15 protein-coding genes are annotated in these 19,805 nt (G+C 65.0%); 5 read left to right on the top strand and 10 right to left on the bottom strand.

The features are described from left to right. Window positions 1-4: 4 nt before the first annotated feature. The 5 genes from LH407_RS14000 to LH407_RS13980 form a co-directional block, all read right to left on the bottom strand. Window positions 5-664: a type 1 glutamine amidotransferase gene (locus LH407_RS14000; protein WP_322133369.1), complete on the bottom strand. Its 660-nt coding sequence runs from the start codon at window positions 662-664 to the stop codon at window positions 5-7. Continuing rightward, on the bottom strand, window positions 661-1,857 hold the full coding sequence (locus LH407_RS13995; RefSeq protein ID WP_322133370.1) for a Mur ligase family protein: 1,197 nt from the start codon (window positions 1,855-1,857) through the stop codon (window positions 661-663). Before LH407_RS13995 ends, LH407_RS14000 begins: the two co-directional genes overlap by 4 nt. A gap of 82 nt (window positions 1,858-1,939) precedes the next feature. Then, window positions 1,940-3,310, bottom strand: a complete 1,371-nt coding sequence (locus LH407_RS13990; protein ID WP_322133371.1) for an RNA polymerase sigma factor — start codon at window positions 3,308-3,310, stop codon at window positions 1,940-1,942. A gap of 208 nt (window positions 3,311-3,518) precedes the next feature. Next, window positions 3,519-4,838, bottom strand: coding sequence for an MFS transporter (locus tag LH407_RS13985; protein ID WP_322133372.1), 1,320 nt, complete (start codon window positions 4,836-4,838; stop codon window positions 3,519-3,521). Between the two features lie 22 nt (window positions 4,839-4,860). After that, on the bottom strand, window positions 4,861-5,784 hold the full coding sequence (locus LH407_RS13980; RefSeq protein ID WP_322133373.1) for a proteasome assembly chaperone family protein: 924 nt from the start codon (window positions 5,782-5,784) through the stop codon (window positions 4,861-4,863). Between the two features lie 79 nt (window positions 5,785-5,863). On the opposite strand from LH407_RS13980, the gene LH407_RS13975 reads away from it, so the two are divergent. The 3 genes from LH407_RS13975 (at window position 5,864) to sucB (ending at window position 10,401) form a co-directional block, all read left to right on the top strand. After that, a complete protein-coding gene (locus LH407_RS13975; RefSeq protein ID WP_322133374.1) occupies window positions 5,864-7,354 on the top strand; it encodes a leucyl aminopeptidase in 1,491 nt (496 codons plus the stop codon). 110 nt (window positions 7,355-7,464) lie between these two features. Further along, a complete protein-coding gene (gene lpdA / locus LH407_RS13970) occupies window positions 7,465-8,838 on the top strand; it encodes a dihydrolipoyl dehydrogenase (protein WP_322133375.1) in 1,374 nt (457 codons plus the stop codon). Window positions 8,839-8,898: 60 nt separating this feature from the next. Continuing rightward, on the top strand, window positions 8,899-10,401 hold the full coding sequence (gene sucB, locus LH407_RS13965) for a 2-oxoglutarate dehydrogenase, E2 component, dihydrolipoamide succinyltransferase (protein WP_322133376.1): 1,503 nt from the start codon (window positions 8,899-8,901) through the stop codon (window positions 10,399-10,401). A gap of 1 nt (window position 10,402) precedes the next feature. Here sucB and LH407_RS13960 read toward each other — a convergent pair whose 3' ends face one another. Continuing rightward, the gene (locus LH407_RS13960) at window positions 10,403-11,713 is read right to left on the bottom strand and encodes a protein kinase domain-containing protein (protein ID WP_322133377.1); all 1,311 of its coding nucleotides are present in this window, start codon (window positions 11,711-11,713) and stop codon (window positions 10,403-10,405) included. A 176-nt stretch (window positions 11,714-11,889) separates the two neighbouring features. Between LH407_RS13960 and LH407_RS13955 the strand changes: the two genes are divergently transcribed. Further along, a complete protein-coding gene (locus LH407_RS13955; protein WP_322133378.1) occupies window positions 11,890-12,606 on the top strand; it encodes a DUF4191 domain-containing protein in 717 nt (238 codons plus the stop codon). Window positions 12,607-12,627: 21 nt separating this feature from the next. Here LH407_RS13955 and LH407_RS13950 read toward each other — a convergent pair whose 3' ends face one another. Further along, the gene (locus LH407_RS13950) at window positions 12,628-13,032 is read right to left on the bottom strand and encodes an RDD family protein (protein WP_322133379.1); all 405 of its coding nucleotides are present in this window, start codon (window positions 13,030-13,032) and stop codon (window positions 12,628-12,630) included. A gap of 134 nt (window positions 13,033-13,166) precedes the next feature. Here LH407_RS13950 and glnA point away from each other — a divergent pair, with 134 nt between their 5' ends. Then, window positions 13,167-14,591 (top strand): type I glutamate--ammonia ligase, encoded by a 1,425-nt coding sequence (glnA, locus tag LH407_RS13945; RefSeq protein ID WP_322133380.1) that lies wholly within the window; start codon window positions 13,167-13,169, stop codon window positions 14,589-14,591. Window positions 14,592-14,659: 68 nt separating this feature from the next. Here glnA and LH407_RS13940 read toward each other — a convergent pair whose 3' ends face one another. The 3 genes from LH407_RS13940 to LH407_RS13930 form a co-directional block, all read right to left on the bottom strand. Further along, the gene (locus tag LH407_RS13940; protein ID WP_322133381.1) at window positions 14,660-15,358 is read right to left on the bottom strand and encodes a hypothetical protein; all 699 of its coding nucleotides are present in this window, start codon (window positions 15,356-15,358) and stop codon (window positions 14,660-14,662) included. 108 nt (window positions 15,359-15,466) lie between these two features. After that, window positions 15,467-18,406 carry a bifunctional [glutamine synthetase] adenylyltransferase/[glutamine synthetase]-adenylyl-L-tyrosine phosphorylase gene (locus LH407_RS13935; RefSeq protein ID WP_322133382.1) on the bottom strand — a complete coding sequence of 980 codons (2,940 nt, stop codon included), beginning with the start codon at window positions 18,404-18,406 and terminating at the stop codon, window positions 15,467-15,469. Between the two features lie 31 nt (window positions 18,407-18,437). Beyond that, window positions 18,438-19,775, bottom strand: a complete 1,338-nt coding sequence (locus tag LH407_RS13930; RefSeq protein ID WP_322133383.1) for a glutamine synthetase family protein — start codon at window positions 19,773-19,775, stop codon at window positions 18,438-18,440. Window positions 19,776-19,805 lie beyond the last annotated feature (30 nt).

The raw sequence follows: 19,805 nt of genomic DNA, 5'->3' as shown, positions 1-19,805 counted from the left end.
CCGACTAGACGCGCGAACGGACCGCCTCACGCGAGAGCCGAGCACGCTCGTCCACCTCTGCCAAAGCGGGTTCTGGCTGTCCGAGCACATCGCCCGACAGGTCGGCGGCAACCGTGAGCACGTCGTCCGCGAAGGCCGGGTTCATGGGGAGGAATGGCCCGTGCAAGGTGGTGGCCAGCGAGGAGCCGAAGCGCGCAACCGGCCACTCAGCGGCGACCCCATCGGTCGTGAAGCTCACACCGTGGTTCTCGAAGCCGGCGACTCCGTCACGCCACACTTCTCGCACAACGCGGTTGTCGCGCGCACGGGCATCCGTGGGAAGAACTCCCGCGCCATCAACAAGCTCGCCGTTTTCCGCCGTGAAGGTGCGGCCAAGCAGCTGCCAACCGGCCGCCACGGCCAAGAACGGCACACCCTCGTCTGCCCACTCACGCAGGCGCGGGGCAATACGCGCGAGATCAGAGCGGACAAGGTCCACCCCCGACGCTGGCCCACTACCGATGTGAACCACGTGAACCTCGTCGGGAAGCTCATCTCCGACGTCGTGGTTGTGCACGGACACGTCGACACCCCGCCATTGCGCACGTTTGGTCAGCGCGAGAACGTTTCCGACGTCGCCGTTGATGCCCAGCTCCCGAGGATAAAGGTGAAGGATGGAGATCACGCCGAACCCTCCAGCTCCAGGTATCCCAGGTGTTTACGCACGAGCATCATCTGCTCGTAGTTGAGGATCATCGTCTTCATGCCCCGCGTCGGTGGGGGTAGCGCGAGGAACGCAGCCAGCGCAGGACCCAGGTCGGGTATCACGTGATGAACGGCAATCTCGGAATACCCGAATCGTGTGGCCAGCTGCCACGCCTTTGTTCCCGTCACGACATCGACGTGGTCGAGCATGGACAGGTCGGACCCGTAGATCCATGAAGGATCGGGTGTCCCCTCGTCCACGGCAACCATGACCTGCTCCGGGAAGCGCTCGAGATAGTCGAGGTTGACCTGAAGACTCGGCGGGTTTTTCATCGTCAGGAGCTCGACGTCCTCGTCACCGACGCGGAGCACTTCGCCGCGTCCGTACACGGGCTCCATTGCCGCGAGTCCTGCCGAAACCGCGTCCGATTCGAACGAGTCACCCAGGAGTGCGAGAGCCATCGCGGATGCTGCGGCAGCGTCAACCGCGTAGTGGAGGCCGCGCGCCGGAAGCGAGACGCTGAACTCCTCGCCCGCAGCGCTGAGAGTGGCCGAACGACCTGTAAGCGCCTCGACGGTGACCGCGGCGTTCTTGCGCGCAGTGGCCACGGCGAGAGCCGGGTTGTCCCCACGCGCGAGCCACGCAGGACCTGCCGCGAGCAGGGACGGTTCCACGGCGAATTCTGTCCGCACCGCTCCCGATCCCGAGATCCGGTCAGCGAGTGCCACGAGGTTCTGATCGTCCCCGTTCACAACGAGGTGACCAGTCGCAGCGCGCGCGAAGTCTTCGAGCATCCCGGCAACTCGCGCGGGCTCGTAGAACCGATTGAGCTGATCCACTTGCAGGTTGACGAGCAGAACGCTGTGGGGCGCGAGCTGGCGGGCGAGGCGCGGCCCGAAGGCCTCGTCGACCTCGAGCACGGCAACGTCCTCGCGAAGCCTGCCGTCAAGAGGGACGGATGCCAGCATCGCTGACGCGATGCCCTGCGGAAGATTGGCGCCGGTGGGATTGGAGAACACCGACACCCCGTGGGCTCGCAGAATGCTCACGAGCATGTGCGTCGTGGTCGACTTGCCGTTGGAACCCGACACGAACACCACCCCGAGGGGCATCCGCTCGACAGCGCGAGAGAGAAAACGAGGCGACAGCGCGAGCAGCACGCGCCCGGGCACCGCTGAACCGCCGCCGCGCAGGCGCAGCAGCCACCGTGCGAGGCGGCCAGCGAGGATTGCGACGGCCGTCAGGATCGTGTTCCTACTCGAGGTAGTCGCGCAGCGACTGTGACCGCGAGGGGTGCCGGAGCTTCGCCATCGTCTTGGACTCGATCTGACGGATACGCTCGCGCGTGACGCCAAACGTGTCGCCGATCTGGTCCAGGGTCTTCGGCATACCGTCGCCCAGACCAAAGCGCATCCGGATCACTCCGGCCTCACGCTCGGACAGCGAATCGAGGAGACTTTCCAGCTGCTTCTGCAGCATCGTGAAGCCGACAGCATCCGCGGGGACGACCGCCTCGGTGTCCTCGATGAGATCACCGAACTCACTGTCGCCGTCCTCGCCAAGAGGCGTGTGCAACGAAATGGGCTCGCGGCCGTACTTCTGGACCTCGATGACCTTTTCGGGCGTCATGTCCAACTCGCGGCTGAGTTCCTCTGGGGTGGGCTCGCGTCCCAGGTCCTGCAGCATCTGGCGCTGGACGCGCGCAAGCTTATTGATGACCTCCACCATGTGCACCGGGATACGGATGGTGCGAGCCTGGTCGGCCATCGCGCGGGTGATCGCCTGGCGGATCCACCATGTCGCGTAGGTCGAGAACTTGAAGCCCTTGGTGTAGTCGAACTTCTCGACCGCACGGATGAGTCCCAGGTTTCCTTCCTGGATCAGGTCCAGGAACTGCATCCCGCGTCCGGTGTAACGCTTAGCGAGCGACACCACGAGACGGAGGTTCGCACCGAGCAGGTGGCTCTTCGCGCGCTGACCGTCCTTGGCGACCCACTGCAGCTCGCGACCCAACTGGGAGCGCTGCTCACTGGCCGACATCGTCGAGAGCTTGTCCTCAGCGAAGAGGCCGGCCTCGATGCGCATCGCGAGTTCAACCTCTTCAGCGGCGTTAAGGAGGGCGACCTTACCGATCTGCTTGAGGTAGTCCTTGACGGGATCAGCCGTTGCACCGGTGATGGCCGCGGAGTAGACCGGGACCTCGTCCTCGTCATCAACAAGCGACAGAACAAGCGCCCCGGTCGGAAGCTCCTCGTCCTTGCCCGTCGACTTCTCCTCGTCCTCGTCGTCGCTCGCGGTCTCAGCGCCCTCGACTACCGCCTCGCCCTCGTCCGGCGTCTCATCCGCCACAACAACTTCTTCTTCGTCCTCGATATCTTCGGCGTCCTCGGCGTCGATCTCAGGATCGTCCTTCGCGGACTTGGAAGCGCGCGTCGACTTGGCTGCAGGCTTCTTGGCTGCAGGCTTCTTGCTCGCCGGAGCCTTCGCTGCTGCCGTCTTCTTGGCGGGAGCGGCCTTCGGCTCGTCCTTATCACTCTCGACTGTCGCCTCGGGCTCGGCACTGGCGGCCTTGCGCGTTCTCGGAGCCTTCTTTTCGGCGGAAGCAGTCGTCGTTCGGGTTGCCATTCCAACACCTTTCAGGGGTTTCAGGGCAGTACTAAGACCCATGTCAAGTCTTGGGCCGACGGCCACCTCTCGCGAGATGATCCACCCATAGACAGACCGGGTCTTGTCCACAATTATTGCACGCTTTGGCTGCGCTCTTGACACGCGGTGTGAATAGCCCTAGAGAACTCGACGCGAGGCGGTGTCGTCGCGGCCTCGCCGTCGCCCACTATTTCTCGCGCCGGCGCCAGCGTCTCACCAGTACAACCCAGAGGGGGGCGACAGTTATTCCCTCCTCCTCATGCAGTCGCGCACGAGTGCGTCGCCGAGCACGCAACAGCATGACCACTCCGAAACCGATCACGAGGTACTGCGCAACGAACGCGATTCGGAATGAGTCCAGCGAATAGAGCTCGGCCGGGATGCCCGTTCCCCCTCGCACACGGTCGATCTCGTCCAGCGCGAAGCCAACAAGAAGCATGATGGTGAAGCTCGCCGTGAACCCGCCAGCATTGACAACCCCCGTGGCCGACCCCATTGATCGGAGGGGATTGAACGTCCGCGCGAAATCGAATCCGATCAGGGAACCCGGCCCACCGACGGCAATCGCGACAACGAGCGCAACGATCAGCCATACCGGAGCAGCGCCGGGCCAGAGCAGAACGAGCGCCCACAGGATCCCCATCGCAGCGACGATGCCGAGCACGAGCGAGGACCGCCTCAGCGGGAAGCGCGCCGAGAGCAAACCCAAGATCGGGCCCGACACTGCGGCGACCACCACAACGAGAGTGAGGAGAAGCGCCGCGGCTTCTGGACCGTATCCGAGTCCAATGGACAGGAAGGGGAAACCCCACAGAAGCGAGAACATCGTGACGGAGGGCTGCGAGACGAAGTGTGACCAGAAGCCCAGTTGCGTCCCTGGTCTCGAGAGCGACTCGCGGAGTTGCCGAAGGGAAGCTCCCCAGGACACGTCACTGTCGGTGGTGCGTGGTTTTCCTTGCACCGCGACGAGCACCACAACGATAACGATGACGGACAGACTCGCGATACCGAGGTAGGTCCACTCCCAGCCCCACGTGTGCAGAGCCGCCACGAGGGGAAGCGCAGAGAGGATCTGACCGACCTGGCCCCCGGTGCCGAGAACTTGAGTGACGATCGGGAGAGTTTTGCCTTCGAACCATGTCGCAAGGAGCCGGATGCACGACAGAAACGTCATGGCGTCGCCCGCGCCCACACCCACACGACCGAGCACCGCGATCTCGATTGACGGCGCGAGGGCTAGGACCGCCTGACCGATGCACATCAGTGCCGCGCCGACGACGATAAGAAATCGTGGCCCGACGCGGTCGATCATGACCCCGACGGGCACCTGCAGCGCGGCGTAGACGACGAGTTGAACGACTGCCAGGCTCGATAGTGCCGCGGCGGTGACGCCGAAGCGCTCGGTCGCTTCCACGGCTGCAACGCCCAGCGACGTACGGTGCAGCACAGCGACGAAATACGCCGTCATGGCGACGGCGAAAACGAGCCAGGAGCGCCGCGAGTTCACCGACGCAATGCTAGCCGCACCGCTACGGGGTGGGTTCCTCTCCCCCGTCGCTTCGCGACGCCAGGAAGTTCTGGAGCTCGGCCGCAATCTCGTCGGCGGTCGGCAACTCGCCGTCCTCGTCGATAAGCGGCGAGCGGAGCGGGTTGTCTTGCATGTAACTGTCGTGGCGCTCTTCGAGCGTGCCCACGAGACGGGCGAGCTCTTGGTTGCCTTCCACCTGGCTTTCGATCCGCGCAATGAAGTCGCGGCCCTCCTCGCGGAGCTGATCGGTGGCGAAGAGAAGCCCCGTCGCGGCGCTCACGCTTTCCAGAGCTGCCACGACCGCACTCGGGAACTCCGTCTCCGCCAAGTAGTGGGGAACCAGGAGAACAAATCCGGCGATCGGGTGCCCGACCTCCTGCAACCGATACTCGATGAGGTGCAGGGCGTTAGCCGGCGCTTGCGTGCGCGGCTTCCAAATCGACATTGCGTCGGTCAGCTCGGAGCGGTTGCCACTCACGGTGACGCCAATGGGTCTCGTGTGAGGCACGGGCATCGGAATCGCGTGTACCCACGTGGTCGTACGCACCTGGAATCGATCGATCAGGGAGAGCACCGCTGCCGTGAAGCGCTCCCACTGGAAGTCGGGCTCGTAACCGGTCAGAAAAAGGAAGGGCTGCTCGAGTTCGTCTTCTGCAAGGTACAGAGCGAGGGACGGGGGTCGGTACTCCGACACGTGATCCTGATCGAAGTAGATCGTCGGGCGCCGCGCACGGTAATCGAGCAGGGCGTCCGAGTCGAATGTCGCGATCGGTCGGTGCTGCAGGGTCTCGAGCAAGTGCGAGCTGAACTGCGTGACCGCGGATCCGGCATCCGCAAACCCGGTCAGTGCGGCAACGAGTGGGAGACCGCTCGGAACCTCATTCGCATCGAGCGACAAGTCGAAAAGTCCCGCTGGATCTTGCATAACTCAACTGTAACTGCGCCCCACCACGCACCTCGGGCCTAGAAACATGCCGTGAGCGAACACGCCGTACGATGGCCGGATGACTGTGCCAGCGCTCTCGCTCACCTCTGAATCCCCGCTCTCCATCGAGGGTGACGTCCTCGTCCTGGGGGTGCGAAAGACGGAAGAGGGACCAGAGCTCCTCGGCAACTTCCCCGAGCTCGCAACCCTCGCGCTGGCGCTCGACAGCATCGGCGTCACGGGAGCGCTCGACGAGGTGCGACGCATTCCCAGTGATGTTGCAGCGACGGAGAGTCTCGCGCTCGTCGGCGTAGGTTCTGGCGCGGTGACGGTGGATGATCTTCGTTACGCCGCTGGGTCGGCAACACGCCAGTTGCGCGGGATCGAGTCCATCGTCTTCGGCCTGCCGTCCGAAAGCCCCGAGGAGACACTCGCGATTCTCGAGGGGGCAGCGTTGGGCGCCTACTCGTTTACTGAGTATCGGTCTGCGTCGCTACAGGGCACAAAGGAACCCGCGTCGTCCATCGTCGTGGCGGCTGCTGGCGACGATGAGCTCGCCGAGCGCGCACACATTATCGCTACGGCAGTCCACACCGTTCGCGATCTCGTGAACACCCCGGCATCCGACCTGTACCCGGAGACCCTCGCCGATCGCGCCCGTGTGCTGGCAACCGACGCCGGCCTCTCCGTCGACATCCTCGACGACGACGCGCTCGCCGCAGGTGGCTTCGGTGGACTCGTCGGCGTCGGTCAGGGATCCAGCCGTGGGCCCCGCCTCGTGAAGATCACCTACTCGCCGGCCGGGGCGACCACTCACCTTGCCCTCGTCGGAAAGGGCATCACGTTTGACACGGGTGGTCTTTCGCTCAAGCCTCCGACCTCGATGATCGGGATGAAGTACGACATGACGGGCGCGGCAACCGTGCTCGCCGTGACGATCGCCGCAGCAGCACTCAAAGCGCCGATTCAGATCACAGCGTGGATGTGCCTCGCTGAGAACATGCCGTCGGGCACCGCGACACGTCCGGGCGACGTCATTCGCATCCGTGGCGGCAAGACCGTTGAAGTGCTCAATACCGATGCGGAGGGCCGGCTCGTCCTCGCTGACGGGCTCGTCGCGGCCAGCGAGGAGGAGCCCGACGCCATCATCGACGTCGCGACACTCACCGGGGCAGCATCCGTCGCCCTCGGTAATCGTTATGTCGGGACCATGGGCGACACCGACCTCGTCACCCAGGTTGTGGATGCCGGGACTCGCGTTGGTGAGACGCTCTGGCCCATGCCCATCCCCTCCGAGGTGCGGCCGCTACTCAACTCGGACATCGCGGACATCGCGAACATCAAGCCGGGCAACACAGCGGGCGGCATGCTCATTGCCGCGGCATTCCTGCGGGACTTCGTCGGATCCTCTGGCCCCGAGGACAACCGCCGCACGATCCCGTGGGCACATCTCGACATCGCGGGGCCCGCCAACAACGGCGCAGCGGGATGGGGCTTTACCGGCAAGGGACCGACGGGGGTCGCCGTGAGAGCCCTCATCGAACTGGCCGAGTCGTTGACAGCCAGGTAGTAAGGTTTTTTAGGCGGAATGGTCCGCCTCTCAATTCGGGCCCGAACACACCACGGGATCCGACGCCACGGGTCCTCACCGATGGATCCCCACAGAGGAGTAGCTGCACATTGTCTGAGCACACTTTTGACCTCGTAGTCCTCGGCGGCGGGAGTGGCGGCTACGCCGCAGCTCTGCGCGCCACGCAACTGGGTATGTCTGTCGCGTTGATCGAGAAGAACAAGCTCGGCGGTACCTGCCTCCACGTCGGGTGTATCCCCACCAAGGCCCTCCTGCACTCCGCCGAGGTGGCGGATGTCTCGCGTGAGTCCGCCAAGTACGGAGTCACCACAACGTTCGGCGGTATCGACATCGCCGCGGTCACCGGATACCGCGAAGAGGTCGTCGCCAGCAAGTACAAGGGACTCCAGGGCCTCATCAAGTCCCGCGGCATCACCGTTGTCGAGGGGGCTGGCCGCCTGGTCTCGCCCACGACCGTTCAGGTCGGTGACGACACCTACACCGGCAAGAACGTGATCCTGGCGACTGGGTCCTACTCCCGCACGCTCCCCGGCCTGGAGATCGGTGGTCGAGTCATCACGTCAGAGCAGGCGCTCGAGCTCGACTTCGTGCCCAGCAAGGTTGCCGTTCTCGGTGGCGGTGTGATCGGTGTCGAGTTCTCGAGCGTATGGAAGTCATGGGGCGCGGATGTCACGATCATCGAGGCTCTCCCCCACCTTGTGCCCAACGAGGACGAGGCGATCTCCAAGCAGTTCGAGCGTGCCTTCCGCAAGCGCGGAATCAACTTCAAGCTCGGCGTGCGTTTCCAGTCGGTGACCCAGGATGACAACGGCGTTGTCGTGACCCTCGAGAACGGTGAAACCGTCGAGGCTGAGCTCCTCCTGGTTGCCGTCGGGCGCGGCCCCAGCACCGCTGGTCTCGGCTTCGAGGAAGCGGGCATCGCGATGGACCGCGGTTTTGTGCTCACCAATGAGCGGCTCGCCACCAACGTCCCCGGGGTCTACGCCGTCGGAGACATCGTGCCCGGCCTGCAGTTGGCGCACCGCGGATTCCAGCAGGGCATCTTTGTCGCCGAGGAGATCGCGGGTCTCAACCCGATCGTCGTCGACGACCTCAACATCCCCAAGGTCACGTACAGCGACCCCGAGGTCGCATCGATCGGTCTCAGCCAGGCCAAGGCTGTCGAGAAGTACGGTGCCGAGTCGGTCAAGGCCTACGACTACAACCTGGCCGGAAACGGCAAGAGCCACATCATCGGCACGTCCGGTTCTGTCAAGGTCGTACGTGTTGTCGACGGCCCGGTTGTCGGCGTGCACATGATCGGCGCTCGCGTCGGTGAGCTCATCGGCGAAGCTCAGCTCGCCGTGAACTGGGAAGCGTACCCGGAGGACATCGCGCCCTTCATCCACGCGCACCCGACTCAGAACGAGGCGCTCGGCGAGGCATTCCTCGCGCTCGCGGGCAAGCCGCTCCACGGAATCTGACCCGTCCACCACCCCACGAACTAAGCTTTCATTCGAGAAGCGTTATAAGGAGCATCACTGATGAGCGAATCCGTCAACCTTCCGGCACTCGGCGAGAGTGTCACCGAGGGTACGGTTACCCGCTGGCTCAAGCAGGTCGGCGATCGAGTCGAGGTCGACGAGCCACTGCTCGAGGTTTCAACGGACAAGGTAGACACTGAGATCCCTTCCCCGATCGCGGGCGTGATCGAGGCGATCCTGGTCGCCGAGGACGAGACCGTTGAGGTCGGCACTGCGCTCGTGACGATCGGTGATGGCTCGGGTGGCGGCGACGCTGCACCGGCCGAGCCTGCTGCGGAAGCAGCACCGGCTCCCGCAGCCGAGGCGGCCCCCGCAGCTGAGGAGCCCGCTCCCGCACCCGAGGCCGCACCTGCTCCCGCCGCTGAGGTCGCACCTGCTCCCGCCGCTGAGGCTCCCGCTCCCGCACCGGAGGCGGCACCCGCGCCCGAGGCAGCACCCGCTCCTCAGGCCGCTCCTGCACCGGAGGCAACGCCCGCACCCGAGTCGGCACCGGCTCCCGCGCCCGAGGCGGCACCAGCGCCCGCCCCGGAGTCGACACCTGCACCCGCCGCGCCTGCACCCGCAGCCGAGGCCGCTCCCGCAGCGAGTGGTTCGTTTGCTGGCTATGTGACCCCGATCGTGCGCAAGCTCGCCCACGACAAGGGCATCGATCTCGCCACGGTGACGGGAACGGGTGTCGGAGGACGCATCCGCAAGCAGGACATCCTCGAAGCCTCCGCGCCGACCTCGGCACCGGAGGCTCAGGTGGAGAGTGCACCGAGTGCGCCCACCGCTGTCGAGGTTTCTCCGCTGCGCGGTACCACCGCTCCCATGTCCCGCTTGCGTAAGGTGATCGCCGAGCGTGCCGTCATCTCCATGCAGTCGTCCGCTCAGCTGACGTCCGTTGTCGAGGTGGATGTCACGGCTGTCGCTCAGTTCCGCGACAAGGTGAAGGGCGACTTCCAGCAGAAGACCGGCGTCAAGCTCTCGTTCCTGCCGTTCTTCGCCCTCGCGGCCGCCGAAGCCCTCCGTACCTATCCGATCATCAACGCCACCGTTGACGGCGATTCCATCGTGTACCCCGCGCAGGAGAACCTCAGCATCGCCGTTGACACCGAGCGTGGTCTTCTGACGCCCGTGGTGCGCGATGCCGGCGAGCTCGACCTCGCAGGCCTTGCCACTCAGATTGCCGATCTCGCCGAGCGTACGCGTGACAACAAGCTCAAGCCCGACGAGCTCGCAGGTGGCACGTTCACCCTCACGAACACGGGTTCGCGCGGGGCGCTCTTCGATACACCGATCGTGTTCCTCCCGCAGTCCGCAATCCTCGGAACGGGAATCGTGACCAAGAAGCCTGTCGTCGTCACCGACGCTGGCGGCGATGCGATCGCCATTCGTTCGATGGTTTACCTGGCTCTCTCCTACGACCACCGCATCGTTGACGGCGCAGATGCTGCCCGCTTCCTCACCGCGGTGAAGAAGCGTCTCGAGTCGGGCGACTTCGCCGCGAACCTGGGCATCTGAATCACAGCAGAAACGCTCTGATCCTCCAACCGGCTTCGGTCCTGATCATCAGGACCGAAGCCGGTTGTTTTTCTGCCAACGTCAGAGAGACCACTACCGAACCGCCGAGCTGCTCTCGGAGCTCTGCCTGGACAGGGTGCCTGAATCTCGGCACGGTACCGTCGTCGTCCGCTCCATCGTGGAGCATCTGAATTGCCCGCGAATCGGCTTCCATCGCAGCCGATCCGAGATGATCGACACCGTCGAGGCACAGCAGTGACGCCTGCTCGAAGCACTTCTCACGCTCCAGCAGTAGCTCCCCGACTGCCTCAACGGGATCGTCTGAGACCACCACTCCACTCGGCGGCAACGTAGTCGACGGAGACGCCCGCGGACTCGCGGGTGGCACGGCGTCGGTGGCGGGCGGAGGTACCGCGATGACGGCAATAAGCAATGTAGCCAGTGCAGCGGCGCCGACTATCCAAAAGCGGGGGCGCACGGTGGCTGCCATGGTCCGCGTCACACGCAGGGCACGCGCCCATCGATCCGCCGCCCCCGCAGCGGGTCGGCGATCAGTGTGGATATCCCGTCGCCGTCCGGGGTTCTGGCCGCTCGCGTGTGACACGATTGCGAAGGACTGGCGGTCCTCCGCGCCCTCAAAATCGACAGCTCGAGGACGGTCTCGCTCGAAGAGCCGCGCCGAGAAAAGGTCAGCCCAGCTCTCCGACGAAGTGGAGGGCATCAGGGTAGTGGCGAGTTCATGAGCATCCGCCAGCGCGAGAACTGCCTCGGCGAGTCGGCGATAGCTCTCGAGGTCGGCGGCGAAAAGAGGATTGGCGTCCCTTTCGGCTGGGGTCGATGCATCCGTCACCTGTCCCCGGCCGAACCTCGCGAGGACGGGGGCGCCGTCCGCCGAGAACAGCACACTCTCCGGTGAGATCCGACCGTGCACGGCGCCAGTACCGTGCATCCGCTCCACTGCGCGCGCGAGGGGCACCAGTATCGTTGCCGCTTCTCCGATCTCGAGGCGCGTTCTCGACGCGAGCAATTCCCCGAGAGTTCGCGGCCCGTGCCGCTCCATGATCAGCGCCGGTCGTCGGTCCGGCGCTGACGCGACATCGATGAGGCGCACAACGTGCGGACCCGCCGCCGCAGCGAGGACATCCATTTCGGCCTGGATCTCCGCGAGTTCGGCAACCGATCGGTAGAGCTTGACGGCAACGGGTTCGGCCTCGCCAGAGGGCTCCGCACAGTGAGCGAGGTAAACCTCGGCACGCCTTCCCTCAGCGAGAAGGCGGGTCAACCGGTATCCACCGACGATGTCACTGCCCATTCGCCGATCGTGCCAAGCCTCGGTGTGCTCGCATCACCATGACAAGAACTCCGAGAGACATCGCTCCGCGGCAGCGTTGTGGAGGAGAAGTCCCCCTCCCGCACTCACCCCACGTAGCCTCCGGCCCCCGATGGCCGCCGCCGGGCGGGTTCCGGAAGGACGGTATCCTAGAGAGTATGGCTCGCACCTCCTCCTCGTCCCCGTCAAAGGCACCGAAGGAGCCCGGTCGTCTCAAGCAGATGTACCAGGTCTTCCAGATGACCACACGCTACGACAAGAGGGCGATCTGGTACCTCCTGGCGAGCTTCGTTCTGCCGCTCGTTGCGGGTATCGGCCTCGGCGTCCTTCTCTCCGGCGCCAACGTCGTCGGCCTGATCCTCTACATCGTCGCCGGCCTGCTGGGCGGAATTCTGCTTTTCCTCATCGTGCTTGGCCGTCGTGCCGAGCGGGCGGCGTACTCACAGATCGCGGGACAGCCCGGTGCGGTGGGCGCGGTACTCAAGAGTTCGCTCCGTCGTGGATGGACGGCAAGCGAGATGCCCATCACCGTGAGCCCGAAGACTCAGGATGCCGTCTACCGCGCGGTAGGGCGTGGAGGGGTTGCGCTCATCGGCGAGGGCCCCCAGAGCCGAACCCGCCCGATGCTCGAGGACCAGCGCAAGGTTGTGGCACGCATCCTCCCGAACGTGCCGATCAACTTCGTCTTCGTGGGTCCGGACGAGGACTCGACAGCTCTGCACAAGCTGCCGGCCAAGCTCAACAGTTTCAAGTCGGCCCTCCGCAAGAACGAGGTGCTCGCAGTCTCCAATCGACTGAACTCCCTCGGCAAGAACGGACTGCCGATCCCGAAGGGAATGGACCCGATGAAGGCCCGTGCGCCTCGCCCGCGCTAACGGCCGATCAGCGCTCGTTCGTTAGCGACGCACCAGAACGGTGCCGGCCAGCCTGTCGTGCATCCCTCGCTGGTCCTTGTCCCAAATCACCGCGGGGATGACGAGGCAGAGCAAAGCGGTGCGGACGAACGGGCGCCACGCACCGAGATAGCCTCCCGCGATGGGTACCACCCGGAGGCCCAAGATGAGGTGTCCAACACTCCCCGAAACAGTCAGCAAGAACACGATCTGCGTGACCGCAAAGATCGCGAGAGTCGCCCACGGGTCGTAGCGGAAGAACGCAACCGAGATGAGAACAGCGGCTCCCCAGTCGATCGCGAGGGCAGCGATGCGACGACCGATACGCCCCACCGAGCGCGGCCCCGTCTCGGGAAGTCCGAGACGTTTGCCCGGCCAATCGGACGACACGGACGAGCTCGATGACATGCTTCGAGACTATCGCGGCACCGACGCGTAACATGCCGGAAACATTTGCGTGACCCTCGCGAAACCCCTGCACCATAACCTCGTTGTGGCCGCGTCTGCTGCCGTTCAGCACCAAGCTCATTGGAGTCCTTCACATGTTCAGTGATTCTTCAGAAGTGCTCAAGTTCATCAAGGACACCGACGTCAAGTTCCTTGATATTCGCTTCACGGACCTACCCGGGGTCCAGCAGCACTTCAACATCCCGGCGTCCACCGTCGACGAGGAGTTCTTCTCCGTCGGCCAGCTCTTCGACGGTTCGTCGATCCGCGGGTTCGCGAACATCCACGAGTCGGACATGCAGCTGATCCCCGATGTCACGACCGCGTACGTCGACCCGTTCCGCACTGAGCGCACGCTCATCATGGTGTTCGACATTTACAACCCGCGTAACGGCGAGATCTACGGCAAGGACCCCCGTCAGGTCGCCAAGAAGGCTGAGAAGTACCTCGCCTCGACCGGCATCGCAGACACCGCGTACTTCGCCCCTGAGGCCGAGTTCTACATCTTCGACGATGTTCGTTACTCCGTGACTCAGAACCAGAGCTTCTACTCGGTGGACTCCGAGGAAGGCGCCTGGAACACCGGTCGCGTCGAGGAGGGCGGAAACCTCGCCAACAAGACCCCGTACAAGGGTGGCTACTTCCCCGTCAGCCCCATCGACAAGCAGGCCGACCTGCGTGACGACATCAGCCTCAAGCTGATCGACGCCGGCCTCATCCTCGAGCGCGCCCACCACGAGGTGGGAACGGGTGGTCAGGCTGAGATCAACTACCGCTTCGACACGATGGTGCACGCGGCAGACGACATCCTCAAGTTCAAGTACATCGTCAAGAACACCGCCCTCGAGTGGGGCAAGGTCGCAACCTTCATGCCGAAGCCGCTCTTCGGCGACAACGGTTCGGGCATGCACACGCACCAGTCGCTGTGGAACGACGGCAAGCCGCTCTTCTACGACGAGCAGGGCTACGGTGGCCTCAGCGACGTTGCTCGCTGGTACATCGGTGGTCTGCTCAAGCACGCCCCCGCGGTGCTCGCGTTCACCAACCCGACGCTCAACTCGTTCCACCGCCTGGTTCCGGGCTTCGAGGCTCCGGTCAACCTGGTCTACTCGGCCGGTAACCGTTCGGCCTCGATCCGTATCCCGATCACGGGAACCAACCCGAAGGCCAAGCGCATCGAGTTCCGCGCGCCGGACGCATCAGGTAACCCGTACCTGGCCTTCGCGGCGCAGCTCATGGCTGGCCTCGACGGAATCAAGAACAAGATCGAGCCGCACGAGCCCGTCGACAAGGACCTCTACGAACTCCCGCCCGAGGAGGCCAAGCTCATCCCGCAGGTTCCCGGTTCGCTCGCTGAGTGCCTCAAGGCGCTCGAGGCCGACCACGAGTTCCTGATGGAGGGCAACGTCTTCACGAAGGACCTCATCGACACGTGGATCGCCTACAAGTGGGAGAAGGAGATCATTCCCGCTTCCCAGCGTCCGCACCCGTTCGAGTACGAGCTGTACTTCTCGGTCTAATCGCTGCGACGTCAGTCACACGAGCCCGCCACGTCAATCGTGGCGGGCTCGTGCGCGTTCGTGGCGGTTTAGCTCTTTCGACGCAGCGCCCGGTCCCCCAGCGTGAACCCCAGCGATGCGATGAGGAGCCACAGGATGCCGGGGCCCGCCGACATGTACTGCAGCGGCGACACGGCGATGAGCACGGTGAGCCCGCCGAGGATGATGCTGACGACGGCGAGCCACGCGGGCACGAGCGCCCCGCGTCGTGAAGCCCCTGCGGCGAGGGCAGCGATGCCGGCGCCAGCCCACAGCCACGGGATCGTGGCGATCCAGTGCGAGTACATGCCGATATCGGACGGAAGGTTGATGGCGGTATCCCCCACACCGAACAAGAACTCGGTATCGAGGCCACTGCCGAGGAGCTGAGCCACAGACACCAGAGCGATGCCCACCAGCGCGATGGTCGGCGCGAGCGTCTGCGTTCGGTGGACACTCTGGAGCCTCCGGTGGAGGCCAGCTGCGAACACAACCAGGAGCAGTGCGGAGACCACGGTCGTGATGTGGAACGCGACGAGTAGCGGTCGCTTCTCGGCGAAACCTGCGTCCATGATCTCGGACGTGATGACCGAGCCTGGCACGTACTCCGGCGACAGGCTCATGGAGAGGAAGACGCTTGCCCCCGAGGTCAGTGCGGCGACGATTCCTACCACCGCCCAGCCGCGGCTGACCACTGTCGGCGCCGCGGGTACCGGAACGGGGGCATCAGTCGAGACGGGTGTTGACATGGGAGACCTTTCCTTTCGGATGTTCGCCGCGGTCGCGGCATCCATCACGCTGTCGGTCCTCGCAGCCTGAAGTACAGGGTGCGATGTCCCGGGATGCCGGGCATCCGGTCAGGTCGTGGGCGGCGGCTTCGACGTGGTGCCGTAGAAGCGGCGCTCGAACACCTGGCGTGCCAGCCGCGTCACCCGGAGGTACTGCTCCTCGAACACGCCTGCCGATCCCGGTGGGTACTCGAGCAGCCGCGCGACGCCCTCGAGTTGGAGGAGGTCCTTCGGCAGCACATCCGAGGTTTTGGCGGTCCACAGAGTCATCGCCGACCGCGCGCGCGATGCGAGAATCCACGCGTCTCTCAGCTTGTGGGCATCCTCGGTGTCGACTAGTCCTGCGGCTTCGGCCGCGGCCAGCGCGCCGAGCGTGGACGTCGTGCGCAGGCCGGGCACTCGAGCACCGTGCTCGAGCTCCAGCAATTGCACAAACCATTCGACATCACTGAGCGATCCGCGGCCGAGCTTCAAGTGTCGCGTGGGGTCGGCCGCTTGCGGGAGGCGTTCGTTTTCGACCCGCGCCTTGATGCGTTTGATCTCGCGGATGTCGTTCTCGGAGATGGATTCCGGATAGCGGACAGAGTCGGCGAGCTCCTCGAAAGCGGCGAGCAGGTCGGCATCACCCACGGCGCCGCGCGCTCTGAGGAGCGCCTGCGCCTCCCAGGTCAGCGACCACCGCGCGTAGTACGCGCGGTACGAGTCGAGCGAACGAACGATCGCCCCGTTGCGACCCTCGGGTCGTAGACCGATGTCGAGATCGAGAGGGACTCGAAGATCTTCCGTGTAGCGACTGAGGGCGTGCACGATGCGCTCGGCGCGGCGCTGGGCTTCCTCGCCGTCGGCTCCTGCCGGCCGATAGACGTACATGACGTCGGCGTCCGAGCCGAAACCGAGTTCCTGTCCGCCGTATCGGCCCATCGCGATGATGCCGAACTCGATCCCGTCACCGTATCGATGGGCGAGGGCAAGGGCTCCCGTGAGGATGGCGGTCGTGATGTCCGAGAGTGCTCTACCGAGCTGCCCGATGGTGATGTTCCCCACGATGCCCGCGAGGGCCAGGCGCAGGATCTCACGTCGCCGCGCCGTGCGGAGCGCCAGGGCTGCGGCATCCTCGTCGTCGCGGTGTCGAGCGACCGTGGCGTGAGTCTCCTCGAGGAGCTGATCGAGCGGTCGCGGTCGCAACTCGTCCTCGTTCTCGAGCCACGCCGCCGCTTCGGGGATCCGCTCGAACAGCGAGCCAACGAACTTTGACCCCGCGAGTACATGGGTGAGACGCTGGGCCGCGCCCGATGAGTCGCGCAGCATCCGCAGGAACCAGTACGCCTCCCCCAGGTCCTCGCTCAGGCGCCGGAACGCGAGCAGCCCGTAATCCGGGTCGGCACCTTCGGCAAACCACTGCAGCATGACGGGCAGCAGGTTGCGTTGAATCGTGGCGCGGCGAGAAACGCCACCCGTCAGTGCCGCGATGTGGGCAAGCGCACCGCGTGGATCACGGAATCCGATCGCCGCGAGGCGGGCCTCCGCCTGCTCGCTCGAGAGCACGAGGCCGTCCTCGGGGAGCGCCGCAACAGCCGACAGGAGTGGGCGATAGAACAGCCGCTCGTGAAGCCTGCGTACCGCGTTTTTGGTCCGCTGCCACTGCTCCGTGAGATCGCTGGCGTTGGTCGCGAGCCCGGATGCCCTGGCCAGCACACGCAGCGCCTCCGGGTCGGTCGGCATGAGGTGGGTCCGTCGAAGTCGTGACAGCTGCAGGCGATGTTCGAGGACCCTGAGAAACCGGTAGTCCTCCGAGAACTCCGCTGCCTCAACTCGACCGATGTAACCCTGTTCGGCGAGGGCGACAAGGGCGGGCAGCGTCGCACGCTGACGCACTCCGGCATCCGATTGACCGTGAACCAGTTGAAGCAGCTGGATCGTGAACTCGACGTCGCGCAAACCGCCGGGGCCGAGCTTCAATTGCACGTCGATCTCGGAGCTCGGAATGTGCTCGGTGACACGCTCCCTCATGCGCTGAACGGACTCGACGAAGTTATCTCGGGATGCGCTCGACCAGACCTTGGGCGCCAACGCCTCGACGTAGTCGTCACCGAGCTCTCGGTCGCCCGCGAGGGGTCGCGCTTTGAGGAGCGCCTGAAACTCCCAACTGCGCGCCCATCGGTCGTAGTAGGCGACGTGAGAGGCGAGGGTACGTACGAGCGCGCCGTCCTTACCCTCCGGGCGCAGGTTGGCGTCGACCTCCCACAGCGATGGTTCGGAGGTGAGCTCGTTGATCCCGCGCATGGTGTGCATGGCGAGTCGTGTCGCGATCTCCACGGCCCGGTCGTCCGAGAGACCATCGGAACCTTGTGCCACGAAGATCACGTCGACGTCGGACACGTAGTTCAGTTCGCGCGCGCCCGCCTTGCCCATTCCGATGATGGCCAGGCGCGTGCGGGACACATCGTCGGCCGGGAGTGTGCTGTCGCGACGCGCGATCGCGAGCGACGCGTCGAGGGCCGCGCCAGCGAGGTCGGCCAATGCGGCCGCGACCGTGTCCAGGGCCGCAAGCGGGTCCGGATGCGAGAGGTCCCAGCCTGCCAGTCGTGCCAGGTGTCGTCGATACCGGACTCTGAGCGCAATCCATGCGGGTTCGCCGCTCAGACCTTCCGTCGCCGCGGAAAGATCCGCGGCGTACTCCTCAGCGCTGAGAGGTGCGGCGAGGTGTTCCGCCAGCACATCGAGTTCGCCGGGGTGCCGTGAGAAGAACGACCCGAGGCCCTCGGAGGCCCCGAGGATGCGAATGAGGAGGGCCGAGGCATCCGGATTCCCCATCACCGCTTCCACGGGCTGGGGTGCACGCTCGCGAAGGTCGATCAGGAGGCGCAGTGCTTGGTCCGGATCAGCCGCCTTCGCGAAAACCGGCACGAGGTCGGGGGCACCCAGTTCGGCGAGGAGTGTGGACGCTCCCCCGAGATCGGTGAACCCGAGGCGCGCCAGTTCGGTCAGCGTTGTCTGTGCTCGCGTCATGGTTCACCAGCGTCGGCGGTCGGCCGCGCGCCTAGAGGATCTCGAGGCTGCTCTCCAGCTCGTAGGGGGTTACCTGAGCGCGGTACTCGCGCCACTCGCGTCGCTTGTTCAGCAGCACGTAGTTGAAGACCTGCTCGCCGAGCGTCTCCGCAACGAGTTCCGAATCCTGCATCAGGGTGATGGCGTGGTCGAGGCTCGCGGGGAGCGCCTCGTACCCGAGTGCGCGGCGCTCCGAATCGGAAAGCTCCCACACGTTGTTCTCCGCCTCGGGCGGGAGTTCGTAGCCCTCCTCAATACCCTTGAGCCCCGCTGCGAGGAGCAACGAGAAGGCGAGGTACGGGTTGGCGGCCGAGTCCATCGCACGGTACTCGACGCGCGCGCTCTGGCCCTTGCCGGGCTTGTAGAGAGGAACACGGACGAGGGCCGAGCGGTTGTTGTGGCCCCACGTCACAAAGCTCGGGGCCTCGTCGCCGCCCCACAGTCGTTTGTAGGAGTTCACGAACTGGTTGGTGACGGCGGTGATCTCGGGCGCGTGACGCAGGAGCCCCGCAACGAACTGACGCCCGATTTTCGAGAGCTGGTAGTGGCCGCTCGCGTCGTAGAACGCGTTGGTGTCACCTTCGAACAGCGACATGTGGGTGTGCATGCCGGAACCGGGGTGGCCGGAGAGCGGCTTCGGCATAAACGTCGCGTAGACACCCTGCTCGATCGCCACCTCCTTGATGACGGTGCGGAAGGTCATGATGTTGTCCGCGGTCGTCAGAGCGTCTGCGTAACGCAGGTCGATCTCGTTCTGACCGGGGCCAGCCTCGTGGTGGCTGAACTCGACGGAGATACCCAGGTCCTCGAGCATCCGCACGGAACGGCGACGGAAGTCGTGGGCAGTTCCGCCGGGTACGTTGTCGAAGAATCCGGCGGAGTCCACGGGCTCGGGTGCGCCACCCTTGAGCTTTGAGGACTTGAGCAGGTAGAACTCGATCTCCGGGTGCGTGTAGAAGGAGAAACCGCGGTCGGCGGCCTTGGCTAGGGTGCGCTTCAGGACGTTGCGGGGGTCGGAGAACGACGGCTGACCATCGGGCGTGAGGATGTCGCAGAACATGCGCCCGGTCGGGTCGATCTCCCCGCGCCACGGGAGTATCTGGAAGGTCGCGGGGTCGGGAGCGGCAAGCAGGTCAGCTTCGTAGGCGCGCGTGAAACCTTCGAGCGCGGAGCCGTCGAAACCGAGGCCCTCGGCAAAGGCACCCTCCACCTCTGCCGGGGTGATCGCGACACTCTTGAGAGTTCCGACGACATCTGTGAACCAGAGCCGTACGAACTTCACTCCACGTTCTTCGATCGTCCGAAGAACGAAGTCGCGCTGCTTGTCCATCACTACCCTTTCGACTGATCCGGTAGACAC

The organism is Antiquaquibacter oligotrophicus (assembly GCF_020535405.1).
Lineage (GTDB): Bacteria > Actinomycetota > Actinomycetes > Actinomycetales > Microbacteriaceae > Rhodoglobus > Rhodoglobus oligotrophicus.
The sequence above is the reverse complement of the archived record's forward strand: the minus strand, read 5'-3'. Positions and strand labels throughout refer to the sequence as shown.